The following is a 19,364-nucleotide window of genomic DNA, read 5'->3' as shown; positions in this document are numbered from 1 at the left end:
TCCAGTGCGGTTCTTCGGCTTCCTCCCCTTCCGAGTTGATCACCTTCGTCGCCATCCGCCCCGGACGCCACAGCCGGACGAGTTCATCACTCGTCGGAACGATCACGAGAACACGGACGCGCCGGAGGGGGACGCCCTCACCGCGGGTTCGGCCCGCCGTCGGCCGGTTTGGCCCACCGCCCCCGGGTCTGCGATATGTGCTCGCGCATGACCGATTCCACGGCGGACTCGTCGCGGGACTCGATGGTGTCGACGATCGTCAGGTGCTCCCGCGCGGCGCCTTCCAGCTCGCCCCGCTCGAGCATCGACGCCAGCCCGTACAGCCGGGTGTGCGCCCGCAGGTCCGAGACCAGCTCCCGCATCCGGGTGTTGTCGGCGTACGAGAGCAGTTCGAGGTGGAACTGGCGGTCGGCCTCGGTGTACTCGACCAGGTCCCCCGCCGCCGCCCAGTCGACGATCGCCTGCGCCAACCCCCGCAGGCGGGGCAGGTCCTCGTCCGGGATCGACGGTGTCACGGCGCGCACCACGGGGGGTTCGATGAGCAGCCGGAGCTGGGTGATCTCGTCCAGGTCCTTCTCGCTGATCTCGGTGACGCGGAAGCCCCTGTTCCGCACGATCTCGACGAGGTTCTCCCGCGCCAGGTCCTGCATCGCCTCGCGCACGGGGGTGGCCGAGATCCCGAACCGGGCCCCCAGCGAGGGCGCCGAGTACACGACACCGGGCTCGAGCTCGCCGGAGATGATGGAAGCCCGCAGGGCGCGCGCGACGCGGTCGCGCAGGTTGACGCGATCCACCCGGCTGATGTTCGACATCGTCACTGGGCACACCTCCGGGACAACTGCATCGCCGGCGATGCTATGTGACGTTGCACCTCCGGCGCGGACCCTCCGGGCCTTGCCGCTCCAGTGCAATGTCACATAGCATTCCGCTGCCCGCTGCCGATCAGGAGGGGCCATGACTTCTCAGCACGAGCCGTGGCGCGGCATCCACGTCGCCACCGCGCTGCCGTTCCACGACGACCTGTCCGTCGACTACGACGGATTCGCCGAGCACGTGGGGTGGCTCGCCGAGCACGGGGTGCACGGCGTCGCGCCGAACGGATCGCTCGGCGAGTACCAGACGCTCACCGCGGAAGAGCGCGCCCGCGTGGTCACCACCGCGATCGAGGCCGCGCCCGAGGGGTTCGGAGTGATGCCGGGCGTGGCCGCGTACGGCGCGCTGGAGGCCTGCCGCTGGATCGAGCAGGCCGCCGAGGCCGGTGCCCGGACGGTGCTGCTGCTGCCGCCGAACGCCTACCGCGCCGACCGGGGCACCGTGCTCGAGCACTACCGGGCCGCCGCGCGGGTCGGGCTGCCGATCGTGGCCTACAACAACCCGTACGACACCAAGGTGGACCTCGTGCCGGACCTCCTCGCCGAGCTGCACGCCGAGGGGTCGATCGTCGCGGTCAAGGAGTTCACCGGCGACGTGCGGCGCGCCTACGAGATCGCCGAGCTCGCGCCCGAGCTGGACCTGCTGGTCGGCACCGACGACGTCCTCGTCGAGCTCGGACTGGCCGGGGCCGTCGGCTGGATCGCCGGCTACCCGAACGCGCTGCCGGACGTGAGCCGCCGGATCTACGAGCTGGCCACCTCGGGCGACCCGGCCGACCTGGAGCGGGCGATGCCGCTCTACCGCGACGTGCACTCGCTGCTGCGGTGGGACTCCAAGACCGAGTTCGTCCAGGCGATCAAGCTCTCCATGGACACCGCCGGCCGCCGGGGCGGACGATGCCGCCCGCCGCGGCGCCCGCTCGAACCGGAGGTCGCCGAGCGCGTCGTCGCCGGCACGAAGGCGGTGCTGGCGAAGGGCTACCGCTGAACCGCCCCGCCGGGACGTGGCACCGCGGTGCCGCCCGCGCCGAGCAGCGCGGTCGAGCCACCGCACCTCCACCCGCCCGCGACGAAAGGACCGACGTGACCACCCGGCTGCCCTACGTCGACGCCGAGCAGATCACCGAGCTCGTCTCCAGCGCGCGAGCCGTCGACCTCATGAGCGATGCGCTGCGCGCGGGCTCTGTCGACCCCGAATCCGACACCCCCCGGTTGTCCGCTCCCGCCCCGAACGGCGAGTTCCTGCTGATGCCCACCGCTCTCGCGGAGCGGGCCGCGGTCAAGGTCGCCACGGTCGCCCCGGGCAACCCGGCGGCGGGGCTCCCGAAGATCCAGGGCGTGTACGTGCTGTTCGACTCCGCGACCCTCGCGCCGGTGGCGCTGATGGACGCGGTGGAGCTGACCCTCGTCCGCACCCCCGCGGCCACGACGCTGGCCGTGCGGCAGATGCTCGCCGCCGGGGACCGCGACCGGGTGGAGCGGCTCGTCGTGTTCGGCACCGGCCCGCAGGCCGAGCGCCACGCCCGCTGCCTGCACGAGGTGATCGCCCCCGGCGAAGTCGTGCTCATCGGCCGCCGGGAACAGGCGGCCCGCGAGCTCGCGGCGCGCTGCAAGGCCGACGGGATCGGCGCGCGCGCCGGAAGTCGGGACGACGTCCGGCACGCCGAGGTCGTCGTCTGCGCCACCTCCTCACCGACGCCGCTGTTCGCGGACGAGCTCGTCGGCCCGGACACCGTCGTCGCCGCCGTCGGCGCGCACGGTCCCGACCACCACGAGCTGCCGCCGGCGCTGCTCCGGCGCGCGGACGTCGCGGTCGAGGGGAGGGCGTCGGCGATGCGCGAAGGGGGCAACCTGCTGGCAGCGCGGCCGGCGGCGGAGTGGGAGCGCACCGACGTGGCCAACCTCGCCGACCTCGCCACCGGGCGCCTCACCCGGCACGCGGGCCGCCCCGCGGTGTTCTCCGGCGTCGGCATGTCCTGGGAGGACCTCGTCGTCGCGAGCGAAGTCGCCGCCCAGCTGCACGATCCCCTCGGCGGCGAGCACCACGGCTGACGCGCAGGACGGGCTTCCCAGGAGGGACGAGCATGCGGACCACCCGAGTCATCAGCGCCGTCGACTCGCACACCGAGGGCATGCCCACCAGGGTCGTCACCGGCGGTGTGGGGGTCCTCCCGGGCGATTCCATGGCCGAGCGGCGGCAGTGGTTCGCGGAGAACTCCGACGACCTGCGCACGCTGCTGATGTGCGAGCCGCGCGGCCACGCGTCGATGAGCGGCAGCATCCTGCAGCCGCCGACCCGGCCCGACGCCGACTGCGGCGTCCTGTTCATCGAGGTGTCCGGGCTGCTGCCGATGTGCGGGCACGGGACGATCGGGACCGCGACCGTCCTGGTCGAAACGGGCATGGTGGCGGTCACCGAACCGGTCACGACGATCCGGCTCGACACCCCCGCCGGGCTCGTCACCGCCGAGGTCGCCGTCGCCGACGGGCACGCGGAGGCGGTCACCATCCGGAACGTGCCCGCGTTCTCGCTGGCGCTGGACCAGTCGGTCGCGGTCGATGGCTTCGGCGAGGTCGCCTACGACATCGCCTACGGCGGCAACTTCTACGCCGTGGTCGATCTCGAGGACCTCGGCCTGCCGTTCGAGCGGGCCGCCAAGCAGCGCCTGCTCGACGCCGGGACGGCGATCATGACCGCGATCAACGAGCAGAATCCGCCGGTGCACCCGGCGCGGCCGGAGATCGGCGGCTGCCACCACGTCTACCTCAAGGCACCGGGTTCGACCGCCCGGCGCTCGCGGCACGCGATGGCGATCCACCCAGGTTGGCTCGACCGCTCCCCGTGCGGGACCGGAACCAGCGCCCGGATGGCCCAGCTGCACGCGCGCGGGGAGCTCGACCTCGGCAGCGACTTCGTCAACGAATCCTTCATCGGGACGACCTTCACCGGTCGACTGGTGGAGCGGACCGAGGTCGCGGGGAACACCGCCGTGGTCCCGACGATCACGGGGCGGGCGTGGGTGACCGGAACGGCGCAGTACATGTTGGACCCCGCCGACCCGTTCCCGGCCGGGTTCGAGCTGTAGCCACCGCTGCCGCAGCAGGTAGGACGGGCGGCACCCGCGCCGTCGTGGCAGGCACCGGCCCGCTCGTGCGGGCGGCGGTCACCCCGCGCACGAGCCCGGGTCCGCAGCGCTCACCCCGAAGTCCGGTGCGCGGTCGCCCCCGCCGGAGGTGGCGCGGTGGTTCCGCGCCGGAGCCGAGCTCCGGTCATGCCCAGATCTGCCAGGATCGCCGCCGCTGCCCCGTCCTCGACCGCTGTCGGAGCCGCCGCACCACCGCAGTCCGCCCCGGCTGCGGAGCCGGTGTCCCGGGAACCGTGGCGGAGGTAGACGACCGTACCGCCGTGCGCAGCGGTGTCGGCCAGGGCTTCGTCGAAGCGGCGGCGGCAGTCGCAGGCGGGGCTGCCCAGGACGTCACCGGCGGGGCACTCGCGGTGGACCGCGACCAGCGGCCGTCCGACGGGCGAGGGCGGGCCGACGAGTGCGAGGTGCTCGGCACCGGTGATGTGATCGCGGTAGTCGATCACGTCGAACTGCCCGTGCAGCGTGGAGACGCTGCGCCGCGTTCCGCGCTGCACCCTCCCCCGCAGGCCGTCGCCGCGGAAGAGCCGGTACCGGACGAGCTCTCCCACCGTCACGGCCGGCAGATCGTGCTGCTGCGCGAGCGCAGCGATGCCCTCCGCCCCTTCGGGCGGATCGGCCACGGCGGAGACGATCCCGACCGGGGCGAGACCGGCCAACGCGCACAGGTCGACGGCCGCCTCGGCGAATCCGCGGCACCCGAGGAGTCCCCCGGTCCCCGTTCTCAGCCCCAGCACGTGCCCGGGGCGCACGAGATCACCGGGCCCGGAGTGCGGGTCGGCCAGCACGCGGGCCGTGCGGGTCCGGTCGGAAGCGCTGATGCCGGTGGTGACACCGCAGGCGGCGTCGACCGCCACGGTGTACGCGGCACGGGGGGAACGACCGGGCCGCACCATCGGAGGAAGGTCGAGCCCGTCGGCCCGGTCTTCCGGCAGCGCGGCGCACAGCAGGCCCGAGGTGTACCGGACCGCCCACGCCACCCAGGAGACCTCCGCCAACGCCGCCGGCAGCACGACGTGGCCCGGCCGAGCCGGCTCCCGCTCGTCGGCCACCAGCGCGGGGCGGCCGGAACGCAACGAGCCCAGGGCGTCCTCGACGGTGCCGAGCGCGTCGTCCGCGCACCGGTCGTCCACGAGCGCTCCGGCGCTCACGAGACCTCCTCCAAACCGGAGAGGGCGTGGAAGCTGCTGGCGTGGAACACCAGGGGTCCGTGCTGCGGGTGGACGCACTGCCGGTGCACCCGGAACAGGACGACCTCGTGGTCCCCGGCCGAGACGGTGCTCTCCACGGCGCAGTCCAGCCACGTCGTCGCTCCGTGCAGGAGCACGGCGCCGTCGTCCGTGGCCTGCCAGCTCAGCCCGGCGAAGCGGTCACCGCTGCGGGCGGCGAGCTGGCGGCACGCGCGGTTCTGCGAATCCCCGAGCACCGACAGCCCGATGCGCGGGCGCAGCTGCAGGTCGGGCCACGTGGTGGACGTGTGCTGCACGCACAGGCCCACCAGCGGCGGATCCAGCGACACCGGGACGAACGCACTCGCGGCGATGCCGATCGGAGCGCCTCTCCCGTCCAGTGCGGACACTGCGGTGACGCCGCTGGGGAAGCGCCCGAAGGCGGTGCGGAGTCCGGTCTCGTCGACGGCACCGTCGGTGCCCACGGTCGGGGTCAGTTCCGTCATCGGGGCCTCCTCGAAATCAGGACCGCATCACGAACGGATCGCTTGCGGGTTCGTCACTGGTGTTGATCCACACGCTCTTCAGGCGCGTGTACTCGCGGACCACCTCGGTGCCGTGCTCGACGCCGAGGCCGGAGCTCTTGAAGCCGCTGCGCGGCGACATCGGGGACATGGCGCGGTACATGTTGACCCACACCGTGCCGGCGTCGAGCGCGGACGCGACGCGGTGCGCCCGCCCCAGGTCCTTGGTCCAGATGCCAGCGGCCAGGCCGTAGCTGGTGTCGTTGGCGATGCGGAGCGCCTCGTCCTCGTCGTCGAAGGGGATGACGGCGACGACCGGGCCGAAGATCTCCTCCTGGCAGGTGCGGCTCTCGTTGCCCAACCCGGTGAACACGGTGGGCTGGTGGAACCACCCGCCGAGCCCGGTCTCGGGGCGGCCGCCGCCGTAGGCGAGGGTCCCGCCCTCCTGCTGGGCCGCGGCGACGTACTCCTCCACCTTCGTCCGCTGCGCCGGGGTCGCGAGCGGTCCCAGTTCGGTTTCCGGGTCCGCCGGGTCCCCGATCCGGATCGTGCCCGCGCGCTCGACCACGCGGGCCACGAGTTCGTCGTGCACCGAACGGTGCACCAGAACCCGGCTCCCCGCGATGCAGGTCTGCCCGGCAGCGGCGAAGATCCCGGCGATGACGCCGTTGGCGGCGCTGGCCAGGTCGGCGTCGGCGAAGACGAGCTGCGGGGATTTCCCGCCGAGTTCGAGGCCGGCCCGGACCAGCCGCTTGCCGGCGCGCTCGGCGATCCACGCACCGGTCGCGGTGCTGCCCGTGAACGAGAGCTTGCCGACGTCGGGGTGGTCCACCAGCGGTGCACCGGCACCGGAGCCGAATCCGGTGACCACGTTGACGGTCCCGGGCGGGAAGCCCGCCCGCTCGAACAGCGGTGCCAGCGCCAGCATCGAGGCGCTGGTGTACTCGGAGGGCTTGATCACCGCGGTGTTGCCGCAGGCCAGTGCCGGGGCGATCTTCGCCGTGGTCAGCAGGAGCGGCGAGTTCCACGGGGTGATCGCTCCGACCACCCCGACGGGTTCCCGCAGGGTGTAGTTGAGCACGTCGACGTTGCTGGCGGGGATGGTCTCGCCGTGGATCTTGTCGGCGAGGCCCGCGTAGTAGTGGTAGTACTCCGGAATTCCGGCGAGCTGGGCTTTCATCTCGCGCAGCAGCTTGCCGTTGTCGGTGGTCTCGGTGCGCGCGAGCTCCTCCGCGTTCTCGGCGATCAGCTCACCGACGCGACGCAGCAGAGCACCCCGCCGGGATTGCGAGAGCCGTTGCCAAGCACGCGATTCGAACGTTCGCCTGGCCGCGCCCACGGCGTGCTCCACGTCTGCGGAGCTGCCCCGAGCTGCCTCGTACCACGGCTGGCCGGTGGCCGGGTTGTCGCTGGTGAAGTACTCCCCCTCCGCGGGCGGCACCTCCTCGCCGCCGATGTAGTGCTCGTACCGGGGAAGTCGGTGTTCCTGCGCTGCGGATTCGGGCGAAGATGCAAGTGCGGTCATCGTTGTCACGCTCCTGATGGGCATACGAGCGGGCGGCCGCCGACGTTCGCCAGGATCGCGTCGGCGACAGCACCCGGACACTCCAGCGGCAGCAGGTGGCGGGCACCGGGCACGGCGGTCCACTGCCCCCGCGGCACGCGATCCGCCACCGCCGCCGACATCTCCGGCGTGGATCCCGGATCGCCGGCTCCGGTGAGCGCAGCCACCCGCGGCGACAGGTGCGGCAGGCTCGGCCACAACTCGGCGTCGGCCTCGGCGAACACCGCGTAGCAGGCCAGGTAGGAAGTGGGGCGGTTCGCCCGCAGCACGGCGCGCACCCGCTCCACCAGCTCCGGTTCCGCAGCTCGCCACTGCGGTGAGAACCAGCGCTGCACGGCCGCCTCGAACGTCTCCGGAAGATCCCGGCGGGCTGCTGCCAAGCGGTCCCGCACCGCGGCCCGTTCCTCCGCGGACCGGCCCGCCACACCGCTGACCAGGGTCAGCGAAGCCACCTGCTCCGGGTGGTCCAGCGCGAACCGCGTGGCCACCAGGGCGCCGAGCGAGAACCCGACCAGGTGGACCGGGGTGGATCCGGGAACCACCTGGTGCAGCGGCGCGGCGAGGTCGGCGAGCGTCGTGCCCGGTTCCGCGTCGGGGGCTCGCCCGTGCCCGAGCAGGTCCGGTGCGCGGACCGCGCAGCGCGGGGCCAGGACCTTCCCCACGCGCTCCCACATGGTGCGGTCCAGCCCCACGCCGTGCAGGAGCACCACTTCGGCCGGACCGCTCACGACTCGTTCGCCAGCGGGGCCAGTCGCGCTTGCGGACGCCCTTGCGCAGCAGCGGCGAGACCGATGACGATCTCGTCCGCCCGCGGGGCGTCGGGAAGCCGCGCCTCCACGGTCTGGTGGTGCGAGCGGGTCGTCGCGTCCGTCACGTGCTTCAGCGGGATGTCGAAGACCGTGCCGGCCGCGGCGCGCTTCTCCACCGCCGGCAGGAGCGTGCTCGCCTGCGCCGCAGCGCGGAAGTGATCGCCGAACTCGAGGGTGTGGATCAGGCCGGAGCCGTGCTCGATCTCGCCGTCCAAGCCGACGATCGCGGCCTTGCCGTACGCTTCGACGGGTGCGTCGAGCGCCGTGACGACGCGATCGCTGAGCAGCTTGCCCAGGTCCGGAGCGGCGGCATCGATGCCCGGCCCCAGATCGTCGACGAAACCCCTTCCGGCCCAAGGGTTCTCGATCACCGCGAGCACGACCGCGACCCGGGCGGCCGGGTCGACCGGACGGCCGCCTTCGGTGAGGGTCTCGTCGATCGTGGTCGAGATGCTGCGGATGGAGGTGCTCATGAGACGTGCTCCAGATCGGATCGGGTGAGGACGGCGTCATCCACCGCCGCGTCGGTCTTCCGGTCCCCGATGCGGGCGTTCGGGCGAGATCCGTCCGATGCCGCGGCGATCACGGCGATCTCCCCCGGCCGCGGACCGTCGGGGACCCGCACGGGAAACGTCTGGTAGTGCGAGCGCGTGGCCGCGTGGTCCTTGTGCCACAGCGGAACGCTCAGCGTCTCCCCGGCCGCGGACCGCTGGTCGGAGAAGACGATGATCGATTCTCCGCGCGTGCGGTTGCGCAGCACGTCGCCGAAGTACGGGGTGTGGATCAGCGCACCGGCGTGCTCGATCTCGCCGTCCAGCCCCACGATCGCGGCCTTGCCGAACGCCTCGACGGAGGCGGTGCCGCCCAGGGCCGCCAGCAGGCGGTCGGACAGCGCGTGCGCGACCCGCGGCGCCAACCGCTCGGACTCCCCCGAGAGGTCGTCCTGCACACCGCGCCCGATCCACGGGTTCGCCAGCACCGCGACGGCGGCTGCTCGGCGGGTCGGGTTCCGCACGGGTTCGCCCAGTTCGTGCAGCGTTTCGTCGACGAGCGTGACGATCCGGCGGAATTCCCCGCTCATGCGTTCTCCCCGGAGAACTGCGGCATGACCTTCTCGGCGAAGAGCTCGAAGCTGCGCATCGCCTTGCGGTGCTCCATGCCCGGGTGCGTCGTCCACAGCATCAGGTCCTGCAGGTTCAGCTCGTCGCTGAGCTCGTGGATCTTCTCGGCGACGAAGTCCGGGGTTCCGACGAGGAGGTTGCGCTCGGCGAGGAAGTCGTAGTCCAGGTCCCGCCCGGTGATGTCCTCGTCGGGACCGCTCAGGTTGCCCAGCCCGCGCCAGTGGCAGACCCACCGGTACGAGGTCAGCAGGGCCTCTTCGAAATCGGCGCGCGCCTGCTCCATCGTGTCGGCGACGTAGACGTCGCGCACCAGCGACAGACCCTCGCCGAGCGGCTGCGCGCTCCCGGTGGCCTCCGACAGCGCGTCCCGGTAGAGGGCGAACCGGTTCTTGAGCTCGGAAACCGGTGGCATCCAGAAGATTCCCTTCATCCCCGCCCGGGCGGCGCTCTCGATCGACCGGGGGGAGTCGATCACCTGCGACAGCGGCGGGTGCGGGCGCTGCAGCGGTTGCGGGACGACCTGCAGCTTCGTGATGGTGCCGTCCTCTGCCGCGAACTCCGGGGACGCCGGGGAGAGCGGGTGGTTCCAGGAGATCCCCGGCGCGGGGATCTGGTGGAACCGCCCCTGGTGCTCGAAGAAGTCACCGCTCCACGCCTTGCGGAGGAGTTCGAGCGTCTCGTCGAACAGGGCCCGGTTCTGCTCGGCGTCCCGCGGATCCGCTGCCGGATTGAGGTTCATGGCCTCGCGCCCGTACAGACCGCGCCCGACTCCGACCTCCGCCCGGCCGCCCGAGAGCTGGTCGAGCATGGCGATGTCCTCGGCCAGCCGCAGGGGGTTCCAGAACGTCACGATGTTCGCTGCCTGACCGATGCGGATCCGCGAGGTGCGGGCCGCGATGTCGGTGCCCATCAGCACCGGGTTCGGGACCAGCTCGAAACCCTCGTGCCCGAAGTGGTGCTCCGTGTACCAGATCGAGTGGTAACCGGCCGCATCGGCGAGGGTGGCCACCTCGCGCATCTCGTCGAAGACGCCCGCGACGTCGTGCAACCGTCCCGGTGCTCCGACGTTGTGGAAGATGGAAAACCGCATCGCTACAACTCCTCCCTGGGTGGGTCACCACCGGTGATCGGGTCCTCGGCGGACATCGTCGCCCGCTCGCTGGACCGAACGTGGTCGCGCATGGCGAATTCCGCGCCGAAACCGTCCTTCTCGCGGACGAGCTCGAGGACGCGCCGGTGTTCGGACAACGAGTCGCCGAGCCGCCCGGGACGCGTCAGCGACGCCGAGACCAGGCGGTGGTAGGCCAGCTGGTTCATCAACGTCTGGTAGTGGGCGCTGAGCCGGGTGTTGTCGGCCCCGGTGACGAGCAGACCGTGGAACTCGTGGACCAGCTCCGAGTAGTCGTCGGTGTCCCCCCGCGCGACGGCTCGGTCCGACTTCGCGATGTTCTCCTCGAGGTGGTCGAGCACGGGCACCGGCCCGCGGGCCGCCAGCAGGCGGGCGGCCATCCCCTCCAGGACCTCCTTGAGCTCGAACAGCTCCACGATCTCGCGACGGGTCGGGATCCGCACGAACGTCCCCACTCGCGGACGGATCTCCGCCAGTCCCTCGATCTGCAGCTGTTTGAGCGCTTCCCGCACCGGCGTGCGGCTGACCTCGTACTCAGCAGCCAGTGCCGTCTCGGACAACAGCTGCCCGGGCTGGTAGGCCCCGCTCACGATGGCGTACCGCAAGCCGTCCAGCACACGGGCCTGAGCACCGTTCCCGCTCGACGGCACGGCGGTACCACTGACCGCTGTCTCTTGCATGCAAGCAACGTATCCCCTGTTCCGCGCCGGGTCAACCTCGTGCGGCGGCGAAAATTCCCGCATGTGCAAATAATCCTGGGAAACCGCGGAAGCGGTGACCTGCGTCGGCACGGCCGCTCCTCCGGAATCGCGCACGCGAATAACGTCTGTTGCATGCATGATGCTTCTGAAGGGCGCGTCCGAGCACGCGGCACCCGCGGCTGCTGCGCCGCCTCATCGCGGCGGCTCGGCGCGGCCCGCACGAGGCCTCATTCGGTCGAGGCCGCAGTGGGGACGACCTCGGTGGCGCCGTCCGCACGCGCCTCCTCCGGGGCGGCGCAGGACCGGGGCGCGGCCTCGCCCTCCGGCGCGGGAGCCGCGGGCGCACCCACCTCCGCCGCCAGGTCCTTCGCGAGCGAGACCGCCACTCCCAGCACGACGAGCAGGAACGGGGCCGAACTGACGATCACCATCTGCTGCAGCGACTCCAACCCGCCTGCGACGAGGAGCGAGCTCGCCGCCGCTCCGGTCACCACGCCCCACAGGGCCAGGATCCGCGCCGGCGGGTGCTGCGTCCCGCGGCTGGTCAGCATTCCGAGGACGAACGTGTTCGCGTCCGCGCCCGAGACGAAGAACAGCACGACGAGGAGGATCGTCAACGTCGAGGTGATCGGGGACAGCGGCAACGTCTGCAGCGTCGCGAAGAAGGCCGAGTTCGCGTCGGCGGCGGCCGCCGCCGCGATCCGGGTGCTCCCGGCCAGGTCGCTGTGGATCGCGGTACCTCCGAAGACCGCGAACCACGCCGAGAACACGAGGCTGGGCACGAGCAGCACCCCCAGGACGAACTCGCGGACCGTGCGCCCGCGGGAGATCCGGGCGAGGAAAACGCCGACGAAGGCGGCCCAGGACAGCCACCAGGCGAGCATGAAGTAGGTCCAGGACTGCATGAATCCCAGGTCCCCGCTGGCGGGGGTGATCAGACTGGTCGGCACCAGCTCGCCGAGGTAGCGCCCGGTGGACTGCACGTAGAGGTTGACCAGGTAGACCGTCGGCCCGGCGACGAGGACGAACACGAACAGCAGGGCGCCCAGGCTCATGCTCGTCTGCGACAGGTAGCGGATTCCGCGGGCCACGCCCGTCAGCGCGGACGCGGTGAACAGCAGGGTGATGACCGCGATGATCGCGAACTGCACGAGCACGGATCCGGGGACCCCGAACAGCGCGGTGAAGCCGCCGTTGATCTGCATCGCACCGAGACCGAGCGAGGTGGTCGTGCCGAACAGCGTCGCGAGAACGGCGAACACGTCGATGGCCACACCGGCGGCGCCGTCGGCGCGATGCCCGAGCAGCGGCCGGAACAACGCGCTGACCAGGCCGGGGCGGCCGCGGCGGAACATCGACCAGGCCATCGCCAGCCCGACGACGGCGAAGATGCCCCAGGCGTGCAGGCCCCAGTCGAAGAACGAGAACTGCAGCGCCCGCACCGCCGCGTCCGGGGTCATCGGTTCGGCCAGTCCGTGCGGGGGTTCGGCGAGATGCGCGATCGGCTCGGCGACCCCGTAGGAGATCAGCCCGATCCCCATCACGGCCGAGAGGATCATCGCGTACCAGCTGAACCGGCGGAACGCCGGACGTTCGTCGTCCCGTCCGAGGCGCAGCCGGCCGTACCGGCTGCACGCCAGGAAGAGGAGGAAGGCCAGGAACCCCAGCGACACCAGCAGGTAGGCCCAGCCGAACCCGCTGGTGATGCCGCCGAGAGCGGCGGATCCGACGCGGGACAGCGTGTCGCCGGCCGCAACACCCCAGACGACGATGGCCAGGGCCAGGGCCAGCGAGAGGTACAGGACGGAGCCGGGACTCCGGCGCTCCGGCAACGCGGGAGGGGTGTCAGACATCGTTGTCTCCGTGAGCCGACGGGAGGGGCGGCGCGATGCGCCGTGCCCGCAAGGGCGAGCGGGTGATTGCGATGCGCGACACTGTTGCATGCAAGAACACCGCGGTCAATGCCGACTCGTGCGGCTCCTGTTGTCGTGAACCTCCGCCTGCGAAGCGCGTGATCAGCGCTCAATCGTTGCTTGCGGTCAACCGCGGGCGCAGTCCTCGCCGGAGTCGCAGAACGACATCGGCACATGTTGCATGCAAGCAAGAGCACGCATGGCGCCTCGCCGAGGGGCCGATCCCGATCGCCGCGCCCGACGCGCTCGCACCCCGGGGCGATGCCCCGCGCCCCGCGGAACCGGTGCGCTCCTTCGGCGCCGCCCGCGGCGGCGCGCACCGGCACCACCTCCCGCTCGCGCAGCCCCCGGTCCGCGCTGCTCTCCGCCCTGCCGCGGGAACACCGGGCCCTGCACCGATCGTGAGGCCGAAGAACACCGTTTTGGATGAAGCAACGCGTTGCGCATGGCGCGTGATATACCTACGATACATCTGTGGCAGGAATCACAGGTACTGCTCTCGGGGCGGGCGGCCACCAGCTGCCCGACCTGGTCACGCTCGAGCCCGGCTGCCACCACGTGGCCAGCCTCAGCGAGAAGGCGTACTACCTGCTCCGGGACCGGCTGATCACCCTGCGGATCCAGCCGGGGGCGACGATCGACGAACGCGCCCTGCAGGAGGAGCTCGGCGTCGGCCGCACGCCGCTGCGCGAGGCGCTCCGCAAGCTCGCCGACGACCGGCTCGTGCAGGTCGTGGCTCGCCGGGGGACGTTCGCGACCCCGCTCGACCTCGGTGCGCTCAGCGCCATCAGCGAGGTGCGCGCGGAGCTCGAGTCCCACGCCGGTCACCTCGCGGCGAGGCGGGCCACCGAGGACGACCGCGACGCCATCAAGGGGGTGCTGGAAGCGCTCGACGCGCGCACGATCAGCTCCAGCCCCCGGGACCTGCTCCAACTGGACCTGCTCATCCACCGCGTCGTGCACCGGGCGACGCACAACACGTACCTCATCGCAACGCTCGACGAGTACTACGTGCACAGCCTGCGGATGTGGTTCCTCGTGCTCGACCGCCTCGACCGGTTCGGGCACGCCCTGGACAGCCACCGCGACCTGCTCACCGCCGTCACCGAGGGCGACGCCGCGGCGGCGCAGCGGATCCTGCGCGACCACGTCACCGAATTCGAACAGGAGATACGGGCGGTGCTCTAGCACGGCCGACAGGCACGACAACCCGATTGGAGTCGCCATGAACACCCTCCCCGAGCGAGCCGAGGCAGTCGTCATCGGCGCGGGAATCGTGGGCAACTCAGTGGCCTACCACCTCGCGCAGGCCGGCTGGCGCAACATCGTGCTGCTGGACAAGGGACCTCTCCCCGACCCGGGAGGGTCGACGGGGCACGCGTCCAACTTCATCTTCCCCGTCGACCACTCCAAGGAGATCACCGCGATCACCGTGGACTCGATGCACCAGTACGAGAAGCTGGGCACGCTGACCACCTCGGGCGGCATCGAGCTCGCCCGCAACGAGGCGCGCGTCGAGGAGCTCAAGCGCCGCATGGCCTCGGCGAAGGCGTGGGGCATCGACGCCGAGCTCATCGGCCCCGAGAAGGTGTCCGAGCTCGTGCCCTTCCTCAACGCGGACCTCGTCAAGCTCGGTTTCTGGAGCCCCTCGGCGGCGGTGGTCGACCCGCTGCAGACCGGGTCGCTCATGCGGGAGCAGGCCCAGGCGCTCGGAGCGCTGACCGTCTCGGCCAACACCGAGGTCACCGGCATCGACAGGCAGGACGGCAGGGTCTCGAAGGTCCGCACCGACCGCGGCGACGTCGAAACCGGCGCGGTCGTCGTCGCGTGCGGGGTGTGGAGCCCGCGCATCGCCAGGATGGCCGGCGCCCGCATCCCGCTCGTCCCGGCCGTGCACCAGCTGATCGACGTCGGTCCCATCCCGGAGCTCGCCGAGACCGGTTCGGAGATCGGCTACCCGATCGTGCGCGACATGGACCCGCTCATGTACGAGCGGCAGAGCGGTGCCGACCTCGAGATCGGTTCCTACGCGCACCGGGCGATCCTGCACGATCCCGACGACATCCCCTCCTACGAGGCCGCGCAGCTCTCGCCCACCCAGCTGCCGTTCACCCAGGAGGACTTCGACCCGCAGATGGAGGACGCCCTCGCGATGTTCCCCGAGATCCTGAACGCCCCCGGGGCGGGGATCCGGCACTCCATCAACGGTCTGCTGTCGATGACCCCCGACGGCGGCCCGGTCCTCGGTGAGACCCCCGAGGTGAAGGGCCTGTGGTCGGCGGCCTCCGTGTGGATCAAGGAGGGCCCCGGCGTCGGCAGGCTGCTCGCCGAGTGGATGACCCGCGGCAGCACCGAGATCGACCTGCACAGCGCCGACATCGCCCGCTTCTACCCGAACCAGCGCACCGGGACGCACGTGCGGGAGCGGGCCAAGGAGGGGTTCAACAAGATCTACGGGATCGTGCACCCCAACGAGCAGTGGGAGTCCAACCGCGGGCAGCGGCTCTCCCCGTTCCACTCCCGCGAAGTCGAGCTCTCGGCCGAGTTCTTCGAGGTCGGCGGTTGGGAGCGGCCGCACTGGTACGAGTCGAACCGCCCGCTGCTCGAGGAGTACGCCGACCGCATCAGCGACCGCCCGCACGAGTGGGACGCGCGCTGGTGGTCGCCGATCATCAACGCCGAGCACCTCGCCATGCGCGATCGCGTGGCCATGATCGACCTGACCGCGTTCGCGCAGTTCGACGTCTCCGGGCCGGGCGCCCTCGACTACCTGCAGCGGATGGCGATGGCCCAGGTGGACAAGGACGTCGGCAAGATCATCTACACGCCGATCCTGGACCACACCGGCGGTTTCCGCAGCGATCTGACGATCGTCCGTCTGGGCGCGGAGCACTTCCGCATCATCGCCGGCGGGGCCGACGGCGCGCGCGACAAGAAGTGGTTCACCGACCACCTCCCCGCGGACGGGTCGGTCGCGCTCACCGACATGAGCTCGGCGGTGTGCACCATCGGTCTCTGGGGACCGCGCGCTCGCGACGTGCTGTCCTCCGTCGCCGAGGACGACGTCTCGGCCGGGGCGTTCCCCTTCGGCACGGCGCAGCAGATCGATGTCGACGGGGTGCCCACCCTCGCCCTGAAGATCTCCTACGTCGGTGACCTCGGGTGGGAGCTGCACGCCCCGTTCGAGCAGGGGCTGAAGTTGTGGGACGTGCTGTTCGAGGCCGGCCGGGAGCACGGCGTCGTGCCCGCGGGGATCGGCGTGTACGGCACGACGGGCCGGTTGGAGAAGGGCTACCGGCTCATGGGCGCCGAGCTCGAGAGCGAGTACGACCCCGTGGAGGCGGGGCTGGCCCTGCCCAAGGTGAAATCGCCCGACTTCATCGGCAAGGAGCCCTACCTCAGGGCCAGGGAGGAAGGCCCCGGGGCCACGTTGTGCACGCTGAAGATGGACAGCCACACCGACTCCGCCGGAGTGCGCCGGTACCCGCAGGCGCACTCGCCGGTCCTGACCCCCGGCGGCGACCGGATCGTCGACAGCAGGGGCCGCGGGAGCTACGTCACCAGCGCCGGATCGGCCCCCTCGCTCGGCGAGTACCTGCTCATGAGCTACCTGCCCGCCCCGTACGCGGTGGAGGGCACCGAGCTGCTCGTCGAGTACATGGCGGAGCGCTACCCGGTCACGGTCGCGCGAGCCGGGCGCACCCCGCTGTTCGACCCCGACGACGAGCGGATGAAGTCCTGACGGAGGAACGACCATGAAGATACTCGTCTGCATCAAGCGGGTACCCGCACCCGGCGGGAAGCTGTCGCTGACCGAGGACGGCCTGGACATCGACACCCGCCACCTCGGGTTCACCATCGGTCCCCACGAGGAGTGCGCCGTCGAGGAGGCCGTCCGGCTCGCCGCCGAGCACGGCGGCCAGGTCACCGTCCTCAGCGCGGGTCCGCCCGAGGTGGAGGAGCAACTGCGGTACGCGCTGTCCATGGGAGCCAACGCCGCCGTGCTCGTCGAGCAGGCCTCGCAGGAGCCGCAGGCCACGGCGACGGCACTGGCGGAGGCGATCGGAACCTTGGAGTCCGAGAACGGGGCCTTCGACCTCGTCCTCTTCGGCAACGAGTCGGCCGACGCGAGCAACTACCAGGTCGGCATCCGGGTCGCGTGCGCGCTCGGGCGCCCCGTGGTCGGCGGCATCAAGGGAATCGAGGTCGCCGACGAGGGCGCGCACGTGCTCCTGCGCCGGGAGAGCGCCGACGGCTACGAGATCTACCAGGCACCGCTGCCGGCGATCGCCGCCGTCAAGGAGGGCCTCAACCTCCCGCGCTACCCCAGCGTTCAGGGCCGGCTCCGGGCGAAGAAGGCACCGCTGCGCACCCTGCAGCCGGAGGTTCCGCAGGGCGGGCTGCGCACGGTGCAGCTGCGCCACCCCCCGGAGAAGGAGCAGGAGACCGTCGTGCTCGGGCACGGGTCCGACGCCGCCGACTCCGTCGTGGACCTCCTCGCCCAGAAAGGAATGGTGTGAGCCATGCTGCTCGTCATCCTCGAAGAGGAAGCCGGATCCGTTTCCGGGGCTTCCCGCGAGACGCTCACCCTCGCCCGCGAACTGGCGGGGAAGCTGGACGTCCCCCTGCACGCGGCCACGTTCGGCGCGGGCGAGTTCACGAGCACGCTGTCCGCGCACGGGGCCACCACGTTGCACCAGATCGACGGGCCGTTCGCGGACGACTGCTCACCCGAGTGCCGGGGTGCCGCGCTCGCGGAACTCATCGGCCGCACCGGAGCCACCGGTGTTCTCGCCGCCGCGAGCGACTGGGGCAACGAAATCGCGGCCCACGCGGCCGCGCGCACGGGCGAGGCGTTCGCCAGCAACTGCGTCGCGGTGGACGCGGGTCCGGTGTGGAGCCTGACCCGGTCCCGCGGCGGCGGCATGCTGCTCGAGGACGCCGAGCTGTCCGGGGCGGTGAAGTTCGCCAGCCTCGCACCCGGTGCGGTCGAAGCGGCCGAGGTGAGCGCACCCGCGGACGTGACCGTGGAGACGTTCGTCCCCGAAGGCCTCGACGGGATCATCCACAGCAGACTCGTCGACCGCACGTCCCGCGGCTCCGGTGTTTCGCTGGCCACGGCCCGCGTGATCGTCTCCGGCGGGCGCGGTGTCGGCAGCGCCGAGGGCTTCGCGGACCTGGAGGAGCTGGCCGGGCTGCTCGGCGGTGCCGTGGGCTGCTCCCGGGTGGCCACGAACGCCGGGTGGCGGCCGCACAGCGACCAGGTCGGGCTGACGGGCACGAAGATCTCCGCCGACCTCTACATCGCGTGCGGCATCAGCGGCGCGAGCCAGCACTGGGTGGGTTGCATGGGTGCCAAGACCATCCTCGCGATCAACACCGACCCCGAAGCGCCGCTGGTCACCCGCGCGGACTACGCGGTCATCGGGGACGTGCACGATGTCCTGCCCGCGGTGCTCGAACAGGTGCGGGAGCGGCAGCAGGACCAGGCAGCCGCGCAAACCCCCCGCCCCCGGGAGGAGTCCCCCGTCGGGGGCGGCGACTCGGTCGTCGAGGCGCAGGGATCGGCGAACGCGGGTTCACCGACCTGATCGCCGGCACGCCCTCGACCGAACCGAGGATTCGGCGTCCGGATTCGGCAGATCCCGCACTCGCGGAGCGGGCGGCGGGGTCTGCCTCCGGCGGCGGGCACGCACCGGTGCGTGCCGGCAGCGCCGAACGGGCCGCACCGAATCGTCGTTGACGCGCAGGACGCGGTGTTCGGTGACGTCGACGTAGGCCACGACGCCGTCGATGGGGTGCGCCCACGGGGAGTCGGCTTCGTGCGCCTGCCAGACGACAGCGCGCGCAGCATCCGCCCCGCCCCGCTCCCCCTCGATCCCGAAGGCTCCCGCCGACAACGGGCAGACGCACACCCGGTCGAGATCGCGGATGCCGCGGCGGGCCACGGCCTCCCGCCAGTCGGGGTCGGCTTTGACGATCTCGTCGACGGCCGCGAACTCCTCACCCATGATCGGCGGTTGGCCGTGCGAGACGGGGTCGACGGTCTCCTGCCGGACGACGACCTGCCGGGACAGCGAGACGTCGGTTTCAGCGATCTCACCGGTGCCGATGTCCAGGAGCACGCAGCGCACCCGGCGGTCGAACGCGTCCCCGGCGGTGAAGACGAGAACGGTGCTCTTGGGAGGTTCCACCAGTTGCGCCTGGGGGAAGCGGGTGGTCTCGGTGACGAGGCCAGCGGCGACGAGGATCTCCCGGGTGTGGCGGATCTCGGCCGGTGTCAGCGGATCCAACGGGTGCGCCGGCGCGGCCACCGCTCCGGTCTCGGGGGCGCCGCTACGTGCTCGGACGTGGTGGTGATCTCGGTCCTTTCAACGGAGCACTTCTCCCGGGAGGGCGGGAGTGTCCGGGTGCGGTGT

The 19,364-nt window shown here is 71.6% G+C and carries 18 protein-coding genes; 7 read left to right on the top strand and 11 right to left on the bottom strand.

Annotation, left to right across the window (positions count from 1 at the left end):
* Positions 1 to 137: 137 nt before the first annotated feature.
* Positions 138 to 812, bottom strand: coding sequence for a GntR family transcriptional regulator (locus ACYVJE_RS07315; protein WP_461144026.1), 675 nt, complete (start codon positions 810 to 812; stop codon positions 138 to 140).
* A gap of 142 nt (positions 813 to 954) precedes the next feature.
* Here ACYVJE_RS07315 and ACYVJE_RS07310 point away from each other — a divergent pair, with 142 nt between their 5' ends.
* The 3 genes from ACYVJE_RS07310 to ACYVJE_RS07300 all read left to right on the top strand — a co-directional run bounded on the left by ACYVJE_RS07310 (position 955) and on the right by ACYVJE_RS07300 (position 3,958).
* Positions 955 to 1,860 carry a dihydrodipicolinate synthase family protein gene (locus tag ACYVJE_RS07310; protein ID WP_461143847.1) on the top strand — a complete coding sequence of 302 codons (906 nt, stop codon included), beginning with the start codon at positions 955 to 957 and terminating at the stop codon, positions 1,858 to 1,860.
* 95 nt (positions 1,861 to 1,955) lie between these two features.
* Entirely contained in the window at positions 1,956 to 2,924 is a 969-nt protein-coding gene (locus ACYVJE_RS07305) for an ornithine cyclodeaminase family protein (protein ID WP_461143846.1), read from the top strand.
* Between the two features lie 32 nt (positions 2,925 to 2,956).
* Positions 2,957 to 3,958 carry a proline racemase family protein gene (locus tag ACYVJE_RS07300; protein ID WP_459156150.1) on the top strand — a complete coding sequence of 334 codons (1,002 nt, stop codon included), beginning with the start codon at positions 2,957 to 2,959 and terminating at the stop codon, positions 3,956 to 3,958.
* A gap of 110 nt (positions 3,959 to 4,068) precedes the next feature.
* On the opposite strand, the gene ACYVJE_RS07295 is transcribed toward ACYVJE_RS07300, so the two are convergent.
* From ACYVJE_RS07295 to ACYVJE_RS07255, 9 genes are all read right to left on the bottom strand, one after another.
* The gene (locus ACYVJE_RS07295) at positions 4,069 to 5,166 is read right to left on the bottom strand and encodes a 3,4-dihydroxy-2-butanone-4-phosphate synthase (RefSeq protein ID WP_461143845.1); all 1,098 of its coding nucleotides are present in this window, start codon (positions 5,164 to 5,166) and stop codon (positions 4,069 to 4,071) included.
* The gene (locus ACYVJE_RS07290) at positions 5,163 to 5,690 is read right to left on the bottom strand and encodes a flavin reductase family protein (protein ID WP_461143844.1); all 528 of its coding nucleotides are present in this window, start codon (positions 5,688 to 5,690) and stop codon (positions 5,163 to 5,165) included. The genes ACYVJE_RS07295 and ACYVJE_RS07290 overlap by 4 nt, the downstream gene beginning before the upstream one ends.
* 16 nt (positions 5,691 to 5,706) lie before the next feature.
* Positions 5,707 to 7,233, bottom strand: coding sequence for an aldehyde dehydrogenase (locus ACYVJE_RS07285; protein ID WP_459156153.1), 1,527 nt, complete (start codon positions 7,231 to 7,233; stop codon positions 5,707 to 5,709).
* A 5-nt stretch (positions 7,234 to 7,238) separates the two neighbouring features.
* Positions 7,239 to 8,000, bottom strand: coding sequence for an alpha/beta fold hydrolase (locus ACYVJE_RS07280; protein ID WP_461143843.1), 762 nt, complete (start codon positions 7,998 to 8,000; stop codon positions 7,239 to 7,241).
* Positions 7,997 to 8,554: an amino acid synthesis family protein gene (locus ACYVJE_RS07275; RefSeq protein WP_461143842.1), complete on the bottom strand. Its 558-nt coding sequence runs from the start codon at positions 8,552 to 8,554 to the stop codon at positions 7,997 to 7,999. The genes ACYVJE_RS07280 and ACYVJE_RS07275 overlap by 4 nt, the downstream gene beginning before the upstream one ends.
* The gene (locus ACYVJE_RS07270) at positions 8,551 to 9,162 is read right to left on the bottom strand and encodes an amino acid synthesis family protein (RefSeq protein WP_461143841.1); all 612 of its coding nucleotides are present in this window, start codon (positions 9,160 to 9,162) and stop codon (positions 8,551 to 8,553) included. Before ACYVJE_RS07270 ends, ACYVJE_RS07275 begins: the two co-directional genes overlap by 4 nt.
* Positions 9,159 to 10,292: an LLM class flavin-dependent oxidoreductase gene (locus tag ACYVJE_RS07265; RefSeq protein WP_461143840.1), complete on the bottom strand. Its 1,134-nt coding sequence runs from the start codon at positions 10,290 to 10,292 to the stop codon at positions 9,159 to 9,161. The genes ACYVJE_RS07270 and ACYVJE_RS07265 overlap by 4 nt, the downstream gene beginning before the upstream one ends.
* Before the next feature lie 2 nt (positions 10,293 to 10,294).
* Entirely contained in the window at positions 10,295 to 11,011 is a 717-nt protein-coding gene (locus ACYVJE_RS07260) for a GntR family transcriptional regulator (protein WP_461143839.1), read from the bottom strand.
* Between the two features lie 248 nt (positions 11,012 to 11,259).
* Positions 11,260 to 12,885 carry a BCCT family transporter gene (locus tag ACYVJE_RS07255; protein WP_461143838.1) on the bottom strand — a complete coding sequence of 542 codons (1,626 nt, stop codon included), beginning with the start codon at positions 12,883 to 12,885 and terminating at the stop codon, positions 11,260 to 11,262.
* A gap of 534 nt (positions 12,886 to 13,419) precedes the next feature.
* Between ACYVJE_RS07255 and ACYVJE_RS07250 the strand changes: the two genes are divergently transcribed.
* From ACYVJE_RS07250 to ACYVJE_RS07235, 4 genes are read left to right on the top strand one after another with little or no spacing between them, the layout of a single operon-like run.
* Positions 13,420 to 14,133, top strand: coding sequence for a GntR family transcriptional regulator (locus tag ACYVJE_RS07250; protein ID WP_461143837.1), 714 nt, complete (start codon positions 13,420 to 13,422; stop codon positions 14,131 to 14,133).
* Between the two features lie 37 nt (positions 14,134 to 14,170).
* Positions 14,171 to 16,687, top strand: a complete 2,517-nt coding sequence (locus ACYVJE_RS07245) for a GcvT family protein (protein WP_461143836.1) — start codon at positions 14,171 to 14,173, stop codon at positions 16,685 to 16,687.
* Positions 16,688 to 16,700: 13 nt separating this feature from the next.
* Entirely contained in the window at positions 16,701 to 17,465 is a 765-nt protein-coding gene (locus ACYVJE_RS07240) for an electron transfer flavoprotein subunit beta/FixA family protein (RefSeq protein ID WP_461143835.1), read from the top strand.
* A gap of 3 nt (positions 17,466 to 17,468) precedes the next feature.
* Positions 17,469 to 18,536 carry an electron transfer flavoprotein subunit alpha/FixB family protein gene (locus ACYVJE_RS07235; protein WP_461143834.1) on the top strand — a complete coding sequence of 356 codons (1,068 nt, stop codon included), beginning with the start codon at positions 17,469 to 17,471 and terminating at the stop codon, positions 18,534 to 18,536.
* Here ACYVJE_RS07235 and ACYVJE_RS07230 read toward each other — a convergent pair.
* Positions 18,525 to 19,259 (bottom strand): hypothetical protein, encoded by a 735-nt coding sequence (locus ACYVJE_RS07230; protein ID WP_461143833.1) that lies wholly within the window; start codon positions 19,257 to 19,259, stop codon positions 18,525 to 18,527. The two genes, ACYVJE_RS07235 and ACYVJE_RS07230, sit on opposite strands and share 12 nt — an antisense overlap.
* Positions 19,260 to 19,364 lie beyond the last annotated feature (105 nt).

The sequence above is a fragment of the Salinifilum aidingensis genome (genome assembly GCF_054782015.1).
Note: the sequence above shows the minus strand (reverse complement) of the source record. Positions and strands in the feature narration are given on the sequence as shown.

Bases quoted from the DNA above. Each gene is read 5' to 3' on its own strand.
- ACYVJE_RS07315 (WP_461144026.1), bottom strand. From the start codon at position 812: ATGTCGAACATCAGCCGGGTGGATCGCGTCAACCTGCGCGACCGCGTC.
- ACYVJE_RS07310 (WP_461143847.1), top strand. From the start codon at position 955: ATGACTTCTCAGCACGAGCCGTGGCGCGGCATCCACGTCGCCACCGCG.
- ACYVJE_RS07300 (WP_459156150.1), top strand. From the start codon at position 2,957: ATGCGGACCACCCGAGTCATCAGCGCCGTCGACTCGCACACCGAGGGC.
- ACYVJE_RS07290 (WP_461143844.1), bottom strand. From the start codon at position 5,690: ATGACGGAACTGACCCCGACCGTGGGCACCGACGGTGCCGTCGACGAG.
- ACYVJE_RS07285 (WP_459156153.1), bottom strand. From the start codon at position 7,233: ATGACCGCACTTGCATCTTCGCCCGAATCCGCAGCGCAGGAACACCGA.
- ACYVJE_RS07275 (WP_461143842.1), bottom strand. From the start codon at position 8,554: ATGAGCACCTCCATCCGCAGCATCTCGACCACGATCGACGAGACCCTC.
- ACYVJE_RS07270 (WP_461143841.1), bottom strand. From the start codon at position 9,162: ATGAGCGGGGAATTCCGCCGGATCGTCACGCTCGTCGACGAAACGCTG.
- ACYVJE_RS07265 (WP_461143840.1), bottom strand. From the start codon at position 10,292: ATGCGGTTTTCCATCTTCCACAACGTCGGAGCACCGGGACGGTTGCAC.
- ACYVJE_RS07260 (WP_461143839.1), bottom strand. From the start codon at position 11,011: ATGCAAGAGACAGCGGTCAGTGGTACCGCCGTGCCGTCGAGCGGGAAC.
- ACYVJE_RS07255 (WP_461143838.1), bottom strand. From the start codon at position 12,885: ATGTCTGACACCCCTCCCGCGTTGCCGGAGCGCCGGAGTCCCGGCTCC.
- ACYVJE_RS07245 (WP_461143836.1), top strand. From the start codon at position 14,171: ATGAACACCCTCCCCGAGCGAGCCGAGGCAGTCGTCATCGGCGCGGGA.
- ACYVJE_RS07240 (WP_461143835.1), top strand. From the start codon at position 16,701: ATGAAGATACTCGTCTGCATCAAGCGGGTACCCGCACCCGGCGGGAAG.
- ACYVJE_RS07235 (WP_461143834.1), top strand. From the start codon at position 17,469: ATGCTGCTCGTCATCCTCGAAGAGGAAGCCGGATCCGTTTCCGGGGCT.